Annotated in this window: 1 pseudogene; it reads right to left on the reverse strand. The window is 67.2% G+C overall.

The features are described 5' to 3' along the window. Positions 1–50: 50 nt before the first annotated feature. Positions 51–332, reverse strand: a pseudogene (locus tag EN859_RS36335) (acetyl-CoA carboxylase carboxyl transferase subunit beta); the annotation flags it as partial.

Here is a 332-nt window from a genome sequence, read left to right on the forward strand (position 1 = left end):
CGTGACTGCGGCCGGAAAGCCGGCCTCGGGGCCCGTGCGCTTCGCCGAACTTACGCGACGGCGTCCGCCGGCTGGTGGCTCAGGAGCGCCATCAGTTGTGCGAGCTCTTCGCGCAGCTTGCGACGGTCCACGATCATGTCGATCGCGCCCTTCGTCAGCAGGAACTCGGCGCGCTGGAAGCCTTCCGGCAGCTTTTCACGCACGGTCTGTTCGATCACGCGCGGGCCGGCAAAGCCGATCAGCGCCTTGGGTTCCGCGATGACCACGTCGCCGAGGAACGCGAAACTCGCCGACACGCCGCCCATGGTCGGATCGGTCAGCACGGAGATGAA

This window comes from Mesorhizobium sp. M00.F.Ca.ET.216.01.1.1 (assembly GCF_004010325.2).
In the GTDB taxonomy this organism is placed as follows: Bacteria; Pseudomonadota; Alphaproteobacteria; order Rhizobiales; family Rhizobiaceae; genus Mesorhizobium.